Origin of the sequence: Sphaerospermopsis torques-reginae ITEP-024, from assembly GCF_019598945.1 — a bacterium.
GTDB lineage: Bacteria > Cyanobacteriota > Cyanobacteriia > Cyanobacteriales > Nostocaceae > Sphaerospermopsis.
Window position 1 is genome coordinate 2,244,274 of sequence record NZ_CP080598.1, and the last position, 12,561, is coordinate 2,256,834.

A 12,561-nucleotide genomic window follows, 5' to 3' on the forward strand; every position below is an offset into this window, starting at 1 on the left:
TAATGCTGTCATCACCTATAGTTTTTCAGCTACCATCATCAGTTAAAATGACAGATGAACAATTTTTTGATTTCTGTCAAGTAAATCGTGACTTACGCATTGAAAGGAATAAATTTGGAGAAATATCAATTATGCCACCAGCAGGATCAGAAACCGGAAACAGAGAATTTAATATTGCTGTACAGCTAGGAGTTTGGGCTGAAAAAGATGGTACAGGAATTGGTTTTTCTTCCAGTACAGGTTTTAAACTTTCCACAGGTGCGGATCGTTCTCCCGATGCTTCCTGGATAAAACTAGAAAGATGGAATAGTTTAACACCAGAACAACAGAAAAAGTTTGCTCCTATTTGTCCTGATTTTGTGATTGAATTGCGTTCTCCTTCCGATAATTTACAACCATTGAAAGAGAAAATGATTGAATATATGGAAGAACCAGGAATACAATTAGGATTATTAATTGATCGTAAACATCGCCGAGTTTATATTTATCTTCCTGGACAAACAGAGGAATGTTTAGAAAATCCTGAAACCGTAAATTGTGATCCTATTTTACCAGGGTTTGTTTTAAATATGGCTAAAATTTGGTAGTTGTTACTATTAAGTGCAATATTAATCAACCTCTATTTCATCTTCTGGAATTTTGATTCTAGAAATAGTTTATAAACAAAAAAAGCCAAAGCAGCAATCACAACAATTCTCGCTATAAATAAAGATATCTGCACAACAACCACAGCAGCAACCGCAACTCCCAAAAGTTTAGCCGCAAAAATTACTGTTCTCTTTTCTGGTTTTTGAGAATTTTCTGGCTGATGTTTTTGTGTTTAATCAAAAGGTGCTTCATGAGAATTTATGAGATTATCTATTTCCCTCAGTCGCTTATCTACTCGGCGTTACATTTCTCTATTGTATTCATTTGGCGATGTCATATTGCTTTTATCTCTGTAGTCAATTACCCTGTATTATAACCTACGCTTTTTGAGCTACTTCCAGGAAATGATGCACAAATTTTTCACCTGGGGAAGTGTAAAAGATTGTGAATAGATGCAAATAAAGGCAAAATTTGAAAGGGTAGAACTCAGATAGATTTGAATATGGATATAAAACAAGGATTTGTAGGTACTATTGGCAACACGCCACTAATTCGCTTAAACAGTTTTAGTGAAGAAACAGGTTGCGAAATTTTAGCCAAAGCAGAATTTCTCAATCCTGGAGGTTCTGTGAAAGATCGTGCTGCGCTTTATATTATCGAAGATGCAGAAAAAAAAGGTTTACTCAAACCCGGTGGTACAGTAGTGGAAGGAACTGCGGGTAATACGGGAATCGGATTAGCGCATATCTGTAATGCTAAAGGTTATAAATGTCTGATTATTATTCCCAATACCCAATCTCAAGAAAAAATAGATGCGCTGACTACCTTGGGAGCGGAAGTTCGTCCTGTTCCGGCTGTACCCTACAAAGACCCTAATAATTACGTTAAGTTATCTGGTAGAATTGCCGCAGAGATGGAAAACGCCATTTGGGCTAATCAATTTGATAATTTAGCAAACCGTCAAGCCCATTACGAAACCACCGGTGAGGAAATTTGGCGACAAACAGAGGGTAAAATAGATGGTTGGGTAGCTGCAACCGGTACAGGTGGCACTTTTGCCGGGGTAGCAATGTGTTTAAAAGAAAAAAACCCAAATGTTAAATGTGTGGTTGCAGATCCGATGGGTAGCGGTTTATATAGCTATGTGAAAACCGGCGAAATCAAAATCGAAGGTAGTTCTATTACTGAAGGTATTGGTAATAGTAGAATTACCGCGAATATGGAAGGCGCACCCATTGATGATGCCATTCAAATTGATGATCAAGAAGCTTTACGAGTGGTTTATCAACTATTAAGAAAAGATGGTTTATTAATGGGTGGTTCAACAGGAATTAATGTTGGTGCTGCGGTGGCTTTAGCGAAACAATTGGGACCCGGACATACTATTGTGACTATTCTTTGTGACAGCGGATCTCGCTATCAATCACGGATATTTAACAAAGAATGGTTAGCTAGTAAAGGGTTGTCTGTTAGGTAAGTATTCAGCCCTCAGCTATCAGATTTCGAGGCTAAAATACGGGAGCATCCCAAATGTGTAATTTGATTTTTTGGTAATCTTTGAATTGCTACAAAGTCCTAATATGAATGAACCGCAAAGAACGCAAAGGACACAAAGGGAAGAGAGTTTAAGAGAGTTTTTGGTGTTGCTGCGGTTATTTTCTCAAAATTGGGATGCTCCCTAAAATACAAACAATGATCACAAATGCACAGAGTGTAAACTTCCTCAATTAATGCTGCTAAATCTTTGTTTTTTCCGTTATAAGCTGATTACTGATAGCTGAATGCTTACCAAAAATCCAAAATCTAAAATCTAAAATCTAAAGTCCTATGAATCCCTACTCTGTTTTTTCTCAAACCCAACTTCAATGTGTGAGTGATGGCACTATCAAACCATTGTTAGAAAATTGCGAAAGTGCTGCAAAAATCCTGGTTTTAGTATTGCCACAACTGGGAGATTTTGATAGTCTAGAATATGCCTGGTGGTTACAGCGAGAAGCGCAAAATTTAGCAAATCAAAAAATTGCTATTCGTGCAGTAGGTATTGGTAATCTCACTTCTGGAAGAAAATTCTGTGAATATACAGGATTTCCCCAAGAAAATTTATTTGTTGATGAAAATGCCGAATTACATCAAAAACTGAATCTTTATCCAGGTTTAAAAGTTTCTGTTCCTGGACTTTCTCTAGGTCAGAAATCTTGGTTAAATTTAATGTTAATGTGTGCAGGTATTGGTAGTCCTGGAACATTAAAAGAAGTTTTTAGAGGATATAAAGGAGATAAACAAGCACCCCAACTTATAGCAGATGATGAGATGATTCAAGGTACTCCTTTACCAGCTTTTAAAGGTGCGTTTTTTAAATTAGCTGGAGGTAGTGGTTTTCAAAGACCTTTTGAATTAGCTACTTTGCGACTGAAAAATATGGTAGAAGTATTAACAAATTGGTCAACTTATGTACCATCATCTGCTTATTTAACTCAGCGTGGTGGAACATTTTTATTTAATAATCAAGGTGAATTACTTTATGAACATCGAGATCCAGGAATTTTAGGTTTTGCTGCTAACATGAGTCAACCTCTATCATTTCTATCAATTGATAATTGAAAATTGACAATTGATAATTGTTTTATCAAGATAATTCAAAATTTAGGTTATTAGTAATGTTAAATCTACCAACAGAAGATCAAGTAGAATCTACTAAATGTGTGCAGGTGTGTCAACATCGTAGCTGTATCAAACAAGGTGCAAAAGAAGTATTAGCAGCTTTTCAAGCTTTACCCGTTCCCAATGTGACAGTTACAGCTAGTGGTTGCTTGGGTCAGTGCGGTAGTGGTCCTATGGTGCTAGTGTTACCTGAGATGGTGTGGTATTCTCGCGTTTTACCTCTGGAAGTACAAACACTGGTAGAAAAACATTTAATAGGTGGTCAAAGAGTCCACAGAATGCTATATCATCGTTTTCATCCTCAGAGATAATGCTGATGAAAAAATATCCGAAAACAGCATCTTGTTCACGGAAGCGAGAAAACTGATGGACATTAAGCAGCTACGCCAAGTTTTAAAATTAAAGTGGTTAACTTACTATCAAGAAAACCGTTCTTGGTTAGTAAAAATGCAAATTTGGCGGTCTTACGATGGGGTGAGAAGACCTTTATCTGGTCATATTTTGGCTACTCTCTCGGTTTTAGAACCGCGTTTACAGCACATACTTCCTTTTATTCTGGAGTTAAATAATAATCCTGATCAAATAGTCGCTTCTTTAGGTTTGAATTTTAATCCTGATGAGGAGTTACGTTTATTAGAATTAGAAAAATCTCTAGATCAAAACCAAATTGTTGACAAAAATTCTTTGACTTGTTCTCATGTAGATCCACAGATAAAACAAGATTCTCATTCTAGGGTTGAACAGAAAAAAAAACAGGTATTGTTAAGAATTGTTCCCAGTGTTGAACAAAAACAGCAATCTATTTCTGTGGTGACAATAAGTAAACCTGTAAATCATCATTCTACCGTAGCTAGGGAAGAAATATCTCAGAAAACTGATAAATTGGGAATTGGGCGATTACCAAATATCACCGAACCAATTCCTATTAAATATCAATTTACAGGTCTTCCCGTTAAGGAAATTTCCTACATTTCCTCAACAACTAACGCCCGCAGTTTACCCGCTTGGATGGATGAATTTTGTCCAGGGGTGAATAGGTGACAGGTGACAGGTGACAGGTGACAGGTGACAGTAAAAAGGCAAGAGGCAAAAGGCAAGAGTTTATTCTTCCCAGTCCCCAGTCCCCAGTCCCCAGTCCCCAGTTATGGATATTCGTGAGAAATAAAGGGAACGGAAACAACTTCACCTTCACTGTTTCCTACTTGCACTTTTAACCCTACACCACCAGCTTTAGCACGAATGTAACCTAGTCCAAAATGACCATCGGGGGTTTCTGTGTAACTGGTGAGTGTACCGACTTTTTCATCTCCTATAGTAATTATGCTTCCTGGTTCTGCGGGACTATTGAGACTAATTCCCCATAAATATTGTTTTACACCTTTATAGGTGTTTAATCTAGCAATGGTTTCTTGACCGATGTAACAACCTTTATTGAAAGATACAGTTTGCCATAAACCGACCTCCAAGGGATTATAATCATCAGTGAGTTCTGCATCGGGTACAGGACGACCTTGTAATATTCGCAAAGTTTCCCAATGGCGATCACTCAATTCTACTGCATCATATTCTAATATTTTCTCCCACAGTTTTTGTTTTTCCGCTACAGGGAAAATGAGAGTATATCCAGGGATAGCTAACCCACTACCCACGGCAAAAATTATATTATCAACCACAATGTGACTATTGTTGGGTTTACCAATCAGTGAACCAGCACCCAATTTTTCTACAATAGCATCGCTTTGGGGTCCGATGAGGCTAAAAGTTGCAGTTTCATCAGTGATATCGGTTAATGTTACCTTGTCTGCAAAAAATATGTAACGATCTAACCATGACATCAAAAATTCTCGCCGATGGGGTGAAACTAAAAGTAACACTGCATCATCGAGAACATAACCAGTTACTAAATCTATAGTTCTAGCTGTAGATGTCACCATTACAGTATCACAACCTTCACCTGGTTTGAGGCGTTGAAAATCATTGGTGCTTTGGTTGTGTAAAAACCGCAGACGGTCATCATCAGAAACACGGATGCGCCCCCAATGAGAGCGATCGCACACAGCTACCCTTTCCTGTGCTGCATGAATAACTGTTGCATCTTTACTGTCAACTACAGATTTTGGCATAGTAATCAAGACTTGCCCTATTTTCAGGTTTTTGCATCACAAATATTAACAAATAGGGATACCTGCTGACCAGTGACGTTGATAATAAAATACCTGAGATTTATAGAGTTAATCCAAAATCTAAAATCTAAAATTTCAAATTTCTTAATCTACGACTCTAATTAAGCCTTTTTTTAAACCATCAAATACTTGATTGATTTGCATAATATGTGCGTCACTCAATCCTTCTTGGGCAAGAAGATTAGACATCATGATATGTTGATCTTGGCGTGTAATTCGGCGATTGGTAAATATGCGTTGCAAGATTGATTCTAAATTGCTGGGATCTGAATTATCTATAAATTGCATATTTCCACCTTTTATTGATTTTCGATGCTAATTTATTCTAAAATATCAACTTTTGATCAAGTTTACATTCGTAGCCCTACGGAAACGCACAAAATTTAATCTAATTGCAAATTTGTAGCTTTAGGTTATTCATTTTTTCGGTAGAATAACTGAGAGTTTGCAAAGTTCACAGGTTTAACCCAGCTTAAAAAATATGGCAGTAGCAGAAATTGGAATTATTGGTGGCAGTGGTTTATACAAAATGGAAGCCCTGAAAGATGTGGAAGAATTAGAGGTAAATACACCTTTTGGCTCACCATCAGACGCAATAATTCTAGGGACTCTGGATGGAACTAAAGTTGCCTTTTTGGCTCGTCATGGTCGTAATCATACGTTATTACCTTCTGAATTGCCCTTCCGTGCAAATATCTATGCTATGAAGCAATTAGGAGTAAAATACTTAATTTCTGCTAGTGCAGTTGGTTCGTTGAAAGCAGAGGTAAAACCATTAGATATGGTAGTTCCAGATCAGTTTATTGACAGAACTAAAAACCGTATTTCGACGTTTTTTGGTGAAGGAATTGTAGCGCATATTGCATTTGGTGATCCAATTTGTAAAAATTTGGCGGCTGTTTTAGCTGATGCGATCGCTTCTCTAAATTTACCTGATGTCACTCTTCACCGTGAAGGTACTTATGTCTGTATGGAAGGTCCTGCATTTTCCACCAAAGCTGAATCTAATCTTTATCGCAGTTGGGGTGCAACAATTATTGGGATGACAAATTTACCAGAAGCAAAGTTAGCCAGAGAAGCGGAAATTGCTTATGCAACTTTGGCTTTAGTTACAGATTATGATTGTTGGCATCCAGATCATGATAATGTCACAGTAGAGATGGTGATTGGTAATTTACAACGCAATGGGGTAAATGCCCAAAAAGTAATTCAAGAAACTGTAAAGCGGCTCAGTGAAAACCCTCCTGCTAGTGATGCCCATTATGCTTTGAAATATGCGATTTTGACAAATTTAGCAAATGCACCAGCCGCAACTAAGGAGAAGTTAAGTTTGTTGTTGGAGAAGTACAACAGGTGACAGGTGACAGGTGACAGGTGACAGTAATAAGGGAATAGGGAACAGGGAACAGAAGGCAAAAGGCAAAAGCCAGGAGTCAGGAGTCAGGAGTCAGAATAATTTTAGATTTTAGATTTTAGATTTTAGATTGGAGTTGACAGAAACAATCCAAAATCCAAAATCCTTTCTTTCATTGTATCCCCAGTCCCCAGTCCCCAGTCACCAGTCCCCAGTCACCTCACACTACCTGAAAACTAAAATTCAGACTTGCCCAATTATTCACATCTAATACATAAGAATCAGTAGTAGTTCCATTCATGTCAGCTTTAGCTTTACTAGCATTATGTAAATCTTGCAGTAAAGCTTGGGCAACTTCTAAAGCATTAAGCAACTGACTAATGGGCTGTTGATCAGCGGTGGGATACCTAGCGGTTGCCAAGGCCGCTAAAGTTTTCGTAAAAGGAGATGTACTAAAAATTAGTTGATGTTCACAAAACAAGGCTCGTGTAGGTAGCAACCAGCCAAAGTTAGGATCATTTTGGGGGAATTTCAGGGTTTGTCCTGGGGGAATGACTATTTCTTGCAGTTCGGGTTTGGTGTCAGAAACACTTGCTTCTGGGGACATCTGCCAAGGATAAAAAGCTATGGCACTTCTAGTATTATTTAACCCCACCAGCATTACATAAATGGGGCGATCGCTCAAATTTTCTACCCGGTACTGCATCCTACTACCCACAGGAACTGTAGGAACAACTGTTCCTGGGGTGGTAAATGCTTTGTTAGTTGTAGTTTCCCCACTCAGATTGCGCCATGTTTGTCGCTGCATAACTACACGAGGCGAGATTTTGTTCATCATCTCCAAACTCGCTTTCACCGGTAAACGAGAAGAACCTTCATTTTCTGTCAGTCGCCATAACTTGGCAGCTAACAAGGTGGAAAATTTGGGTGTTAATCTTTGTACTGCAACTTTAACTGCTTCTCCAATTTCTCCAGAAGTATTATTTATTAACTCACCACTGAGAGAAAAAAGGCCATAACGACTAGGAACATTTTGCACTTTACCAAATACGTAATCAGCGCCCTGATCTGCTGAGGCAATATTTATCATGCGGGTAATGGCTGCAAAGGCACTGGTAGCGTCTACACGCTCAATTCTTTCTAGTCCCGAATCTAAGGCCACTGTTAAATTAATATTGCGGGGTAAGACGCGCACCGCTTCTTGTACCAGTTGCCCAACTTGTAGAGATTTGCTATTTTCTTGACTAGATATCTGTGCTTTTGCAGTTAACCCAGTGCGCGACTTGAATATTAACTGTTCTCCAGTCGGCAAAGTCAATCTCGAATTAACACCATAGTATTGCCAAACGTGCGGGGGTATTCCTCCTAACCATAATTGTACTGTTTTACCATCCTCATCTTTAGCTTTCACTACTCCTTCGGCTGTAGTGCTTTCTATGGGAAAATTTTCAGCAATTAAAACACTTTGAGGATTTTTCTTCTCACTGAGTAACCCTGGTTGCTGTTCACTGCCCAGTTTGTACATGGAACTACTAGCATGAGAGAGAAGAATTTGTATTCTTGTAGCTGGAGTTGCTTCCCATAGATATTGGGTTAAAGCGTAGGTAAATAAACCCGCACTGAACCCAGAAAAAAAAGATTCTCCTGCTGGCTGCTCTGGTTGTGAAGTGGCTTTTAACACCATGACATTGTTAGGGACAGCGTTCTGTGTTTGCAGGTGGTTGAACAGATCCAGTTCTTTAAGTGCTAACTTTGCTGTTGATGGTTCTGGACGGGCGCGAAATCGCAAACCAGAGGGCTGTGATGTACTTTTAGCATAGTAGCTAGTATCTAATACTGCTGTTACTCGGTTGGTGGGGAGCGATCGCAATAATCCTAAAAGATTTTCTTCTAATAAATAGTTGACAAAATTAATATTTTGTGTATCTTCGTCAACTGGGATCAGGGCATTCTGCACAGTTTCTGGGAAAGTACCCACTTTGACACGACTACCATAGCCGCTAAAGTGGAAAATCACCAGATCATCGGCTTTTGCTTGCTTGCCCAAGTGATCTAAAATAGCTGCCTCAATAAATTCTCTACTGGCTTGTTCTTCAGTTAAGGTGAGAATATCTGAAGTTGCAAAGCCAAAACGATGAATCAAAAGTTCTGTTTGTAATTCCACATCCGTCAGACAACCAGCAAGGGCGGGACTTTGTGGATATTGATTTATACCTATTAGCAATGCCAACTTGCGGCTATTGGGTGCTGCTAAAGCTTGATAATAGCGATTTCCCAAAGTCAACCACTCAACTTCAGTTAAACCCAATAGTGCCAGTATCGAGCCAATTCTTTCTAAAAACGCACGCCGTTTCATAAATTAGCTGTTAACCCTCAGTCGATAAAGTACAGCTTAAAGGGCTGAGGGCTAAAGAGTAAAGTTTGAAATTAGACTTTTTGCTACTTTTTCAGTCTCTTTAAACCAAAGCTGGTTGTTGGATAGACATGGCCCGTGCTAACTCGGCTGCTACTTCAGGACGAGAAAATTCTGGTGGGGGTAACTCACCACGACGCAACATTTCTCTAACTTTTGTTCCTGATAGGTGAACCCGTTCTTCTGGTTTACTGGGACTGGTTTTAGTTGTGGCCATTTGTTTGGTGCGGGTGCAGTAGAAAGCGTGTTCAAACTTCATTGGCACAATGCCCAATTCTTCAGGCGCAAATTCATCAAATATATATTGAGCGTCATAAGTGCCGTAGTAGTCACCTACTCCCGCATGATCTCGCCCAACTATAAAATGTGTACAGCCGTAATTTTTACGCACTAGAGCATGGAAAATCGCTTCCCTTGGTCCTGCATAACGCATTGCCGCTGGGTTAATTGCTAGAATTACTCTATCTAAGGGGTAATAATGATCCATTAATATTTCATAACAACGCATCCTTACATCAGCAGCGATGTCATCTTCTTTGGTTGCGCCGACTAATGGGTGTAAAAATAGACCATCTACTGTTTCCAAGGCACATTTTTGAATGTACTCATGGGCGCGGTGGATGGGGTTACGAGTTTGGAAACCAACGATAGTTTTCCAGCCTTTTTCTCTAAACATTTGCCGGGAAGCAGCGGGATCTATTTGGTAGGCGGGAAACTGGGGATGAGGATCACGTTGCAATAACCAGATATCCCCAGCCAGATTCACAGAACCTTGGTTATATACTACCTGCACTCCAGGGTGTTTGGCTTCATCTGTGCGATATACATTTACAGCTTCGCGTTTTTTGTCGTAAGTGTATTTTTCGCTTAGTTCTAAAACCCCAATGTACTCGCCATTGGGGTTATCCAAACGTACCAAACCACCTACTTGGAGAGGGGCGGCAACTTCTTCTGTGACAGATAATGTAATGGGTATGGACCACACCACACCGTTAGCCAATCGCATCTCTGCTACTACGCGATTATAGTCAGCTTGGTTCATGAAACCAGTCAGCGGACTAAAACCACCGATCGCAATCATTTCTAGATCGGAAATGGCTCGCTCATCAAGGGTTACTCGTGGTAAAAATTCAGCTTTAGAGAGAAATAATTCTTTTTGTTCTGATGAAGCAATTCTGTTAATTAACTCTCCGCCGTGGGGGGCGATCGCATCTGGTTGGTAACTCAACGTGATTCCTTCCGTAATTTATAAATATTGTTATTGTTGCAATCTATGTACTAAGTTATCAAATTGTGGGTACTTTGTGTTACAACTTCACAAAAAAATTTTATATTGCCGGTCGGAAAGGGTGTGATTGTTGATTGGTAACTGGGGACCTCACAGGGGTAGGTTTTTAATATTATCTGTTAAGGCAGGACCTGGAAGACAAGGAGGTATTGTAGACAAGGAAGATTTTATACAAAAAATGGTCTGTTGAGCGTCGGTTTTTGTGACCAATTGTACATTATTTGCACGGGTTTCCTCCCTTGTCCACTGTTCTTCCTTGTCCCCCAAGTCTTGCCCTCACGACAATGTAAAATACCTACCCTTGTGAGGGACTGGGGACTGGGAAAAATCTTTCCTTTAATATTTAAACTTGTATAATGGGAAGGAGTATATTAGCTTCCCAATTTTCATGTAGTTACTATATTCAGATTTGATGTGTTTTAGTTTACTTGCCTGAACGGTTGCTTTAATCAATCTTATGTAGTACAATAGCATTCCAAAGATATAAATATTGCTTGCTCGAAGGAAGAGATTTAAGATAATTTTTATTACTAAGAATAGTTGCTGGAATTATCAAAATGGAAGGAAACAAGTATGCTCAGTTGTCATGATGTTGCAAAGTATTTTCTATCTCAAGCAGATGAAGATGCTGGGGATTTAATTTCTAATCTGAAACTACAAAAATTACTTTACTACGCACAAGGTTTTCATTTAGCACTGTATAACGAACCTTTGTTTCCTGAGTCTGTTGAGGCTTGGATTCATGGACCAGTTGTACCGGAAGTTTATCATGAGTATAAAAACTTTGGTTCTAGTGCAATTCCCATTCCTGAAGATATTGATTTTTCGATATACGATAAAGAAACTGTAGATTTACTAGATGAAGTTTATAGCGTATATGGTCAATTTTCAGCTTGGAAATTGCGGAATATGACTCATAATGAAGAACCCTGGAAAGACACAGATGTAAGTGGTGTTATTAGTCATGAATCTCTGAAAAAATATTTTAAAACTCAGCTTTTAGATGAAGATGAGTAAGAAAAAAATTAAACAACCCCAAAAAGATAGGGGTAATAAACTAACAACTCCAAATGATCAACAAGAAATTTTTCCAGAAAAAGCTCCACCTGTATTTTCTCTCCGTTACCTAGAGGGTGAATATTGTTTAACTAAGTGTGAGAAAGATGATCAGGTTGCATTTGCTTTAAAATTGCATAGACTGAGTAAATTAACTTGGAATGAAATACACTCACAAGGTAGACACCAACTTGGTTATGAGAAAATTTCTAGGAATGCTATTAAAGCACCGATTCCCAAGTTCATTACAGAAGATGTAAATTTTATTGCTTTTCGCTTTTCTGGTATAAAAGCAATGGTAGGCTATAGAGATGGCGCTATATTTTATGTTATTTGGTTAGATAGAAATTTTACTCTTTACGATCATGGTTAATTACTGTTTGCAGATAGTCAATTTTTAATCTAATAATTATACTACAAATACTTGTTTAGCTGTTAATTTTAAATCAGGAAAAATAGAAGAAACAAGTTGATCATGATTTTGAAACAACTGCTTTTCATACTCATCTCCTACTAACGTACAAATGGTAATAGTTGGTTGTTTGGGTTTACCAATATATTCTCTTCCACCAATACCTAAATAATCTACAATCCAATATTCAGGTATACCCAATAAAGCGTAATCTTCCACTTTGCGGGCGTAGTCGTTTTGCCAATTTGTACTTACGACTTCTGCAATTAGTTTAATTGATTTTCCTGATGTAATTACAGGTTCATGTTGCCATAATGGTTCATTAATTAGTTGGGTTTGATCTAAGACAATGACATCAGGACGAAAAGCTGTTTCTGTTCCAAATAGTTTAATTAAACAGCGATGGGGAATAAAATATGGTAAATCTTTACGATCAATTTCTACATTCAGTTTTCGCCCAATAAATGATGATACCTGTTCATGGGGTCCTGTTGGTTCCATTTCGATTAATTCCCCATCAATGAGTTCGTAATTATTATTATCACCGTACTGAGTGATAAATTCATTAACTGTGATCAGTTTTGGGGGTGATTGTACCATAATTAT

General features: G+C 38.4%; 14 protein-coding genes. 8 read left to right on the forward strand and 6 right to left on the reverse strand.

Annotated elements, in window-relative coordinates; all coding sequences use genetic code 11:
* The first annotated feature begins 2 nt into the window (after positions 1-2).
* Positions 3-587 carry a Uma2 family endonuclease gene (locus tag K2F26_RS10525; RefSeq protein ID WP_220611412.1) on the forward strand — a complete coding sequence of 195 codons (585 nt, stop codon included), beginning with the start codon at positions 3-5 and terminating at the stop codon, positions 585-587.
* A gap of 32 nt (positions 588-619) precedes the next feature.
* On the opposite strand, the gene K2F26_RS25155 is transcribed toward K2F26_RS10525, so the two are convergent.
* Entirely contained in the window at positions 620-751 is a 132-nt protein-coding gene (locus K2F26_RS25155; RefSeq protein WP_302850051.1) for a hypothetical protein, read from the reverse strand.
* Between the two features lie 339 nt (positions 752-1,090).
* On the opposite strand from K2F26_RS25155, the gene K2F26_RS10535 reads away from it, so the two are divergent.
* From K2F26_RS10535 to K2F26_RS10550, 4 genes are all read left to right on the forward strand, one after another.
* Positions 1,091-2,065 carry a cysteine synthase A gene (locus K2F26_RS10535; protein ID WP_194059943.1) on the forward strand — a complete coding sequence of 325 codons (975 nt, stop codon included), beginning with the start codon at positions 1,091-1,093 and terminating at the stop codon, positions 2,063-2,065.
* A gap of 350 nt (positions 2,066-2,415) precedes the next feature.
* On the forward strand, positions 2,416-3,189 hold the full coding sequence (locus K2F26_RS10540; protein ID WP_220611413.1) for a peroxiredoxin-like family protein: 774 nt from the start codon (positions 2,416-2,418) through the stop codon (positions 3,187-3,189).
* A 56-nt stretch (positions 3,190-3,245) separates the two neighbouring features.
* Positions 3,246-3,560, forward strand: coding sequence for a (2Fe-2S) ferredoxin domain-containing protein (locus K2F26_RS10545; RefSeq protein ID WP_220611414.1), 315 nt, complete (start codon positions 3,246-3,248; stop codon positions 3,558-3,560).
* Positions 3,561-3,615: 55 nt separating this feature from the next.
* Complete coding sequence (locus tag K2F26_RS10550) at positions 3,616-4,290, forward strand: DUF5331 domain-containing protein (RefSeq protein WP_220611415.1); 675 nt, start codon at positions 3,616-3,618, stop codon at positions 4,288-4,290.
* A 101-nt stretch (positions 4,291-4,391) separates the two neighbouring features.
* Here the strand turns inward: K2F26_RS10550 and ygfZ are convergent, their stop codons facing one another.
* Both ygfZ and K2F26_RS10560 read right to left on the reverse strand, forming a co-directional pair.
* On the reverse strand, positions 4,392-5,372 hold the full coding sequence (gene ygfZ / locus K2F26_RS10555; protein ID WP_220611416.1) for a CAF17-like 4Fe-4S cluster assembly/insertion protein YgfZ: 981 nt from the start codon (positions 5,370-5,372) through the stop codon (positions 4,392-4,394).
* A 144-nt stretch (positions 5,373-5,516) separates the two neighbouring features.
* Positions 5,517-5,720, reverse strand: coding sequence for a hypothetical protein (locus K2F26_RS10560; protein ID WP_220611417.1), 204 nt, complete (start codon positions 5,718-5,720; stop codon positions 5,517-5,519).
* Between the two features lie 193 nt (positions 5,721-5,913).
* Here K2F26_RS10560 and K2F26_RS10565 point away from each other — a divergent pair, with 193 nt between their 5' ends.
* A complete protein-coding gene (locus tag K2F26_RS10565) occupies positions 5,914-6,789 on the forward strand; it encodes an S-methyl-5'-thioadenosine phosphorylase (RefSeq protein ID WP_220611418.1) in 876 nt (291 codons plus the stop codon).
* A 217-nt stretch (positions 6,790-7,006) separates the two neighbouring features.
* Here K2F26_RS10565 and K2F26_RS10570 read toward each other — a convergent pair whose 3' ends face one another.
* A complete protein-coding gene (locus K2F26_RS10570) occupies positions 7,007-9,142 on the reverse strand; it encodes a caspase family protein (protein ID WP_220611419.1) in 2,136 nt (711 codons plus the stop codon).
* 100 nt (positions 9,143-9,242) lie between these two features.
* The gene (sat, locus tag K2F26_RS10575; RefSeq protein ID WP_220611420.1) at positions 9,243-10,427 is read right to left on the reverse strand and encodes a sulfate adenylyltransferase; all 1,185 of its coding nucleotides are present in this window, start codon (positions 10,425-10,427) and stop codon (positions 9,243-9,245) included.
* 633 nt (positions 10,428-11,060) lie between these two features.
* On the opposite strand from sat, the gene K2F26_RS10580 reads away from it, so the two are divergent.
* Both K2F26_RS10580 and K2F26_RS10585 read left to right on the forward strand, forming a co-directional pair.
* Positions 11,061-11,504 (forward strand): Panacea domain-containing protein, encoded by a 444-nt coding sequence (locus K2F26_RS10580; protein WP_220611421.1) that lies wholly within the window; start codon positions 11,061-11,063, stop codon positions 11,502-11,504.
* Complete coding sequence (locus K2F26_RS10585; protein WP_220611422.1) at positions 11,497-11,916, forward strand: hypothetical protein; 420 nt, start codon at positions 11,497-11,499, stop codon at positions 11,914-11,916. The genes K2F26_RS10580 and K2F26_RS10585 overlap by 8 nt, the downstream gene beginning before the upstream one ends.
* 36 nt (positions 11,917-11,952) lie before the next feature.
* On the opposite strand, the gene K2F26_RS10590 is transcribed toward K2F26_RS10585, so the two are convergent.
* Entirely contained in the window at positions 11,953-12,555 is a 603-nt protein-coding gene (locus K2F26_RS10590) for a Uma2 family endonuclease (protein WP_220611423.1), read from the reverse strand.
* Positions 12,556-12,561 lie beyond the last annotated feature (6 nt).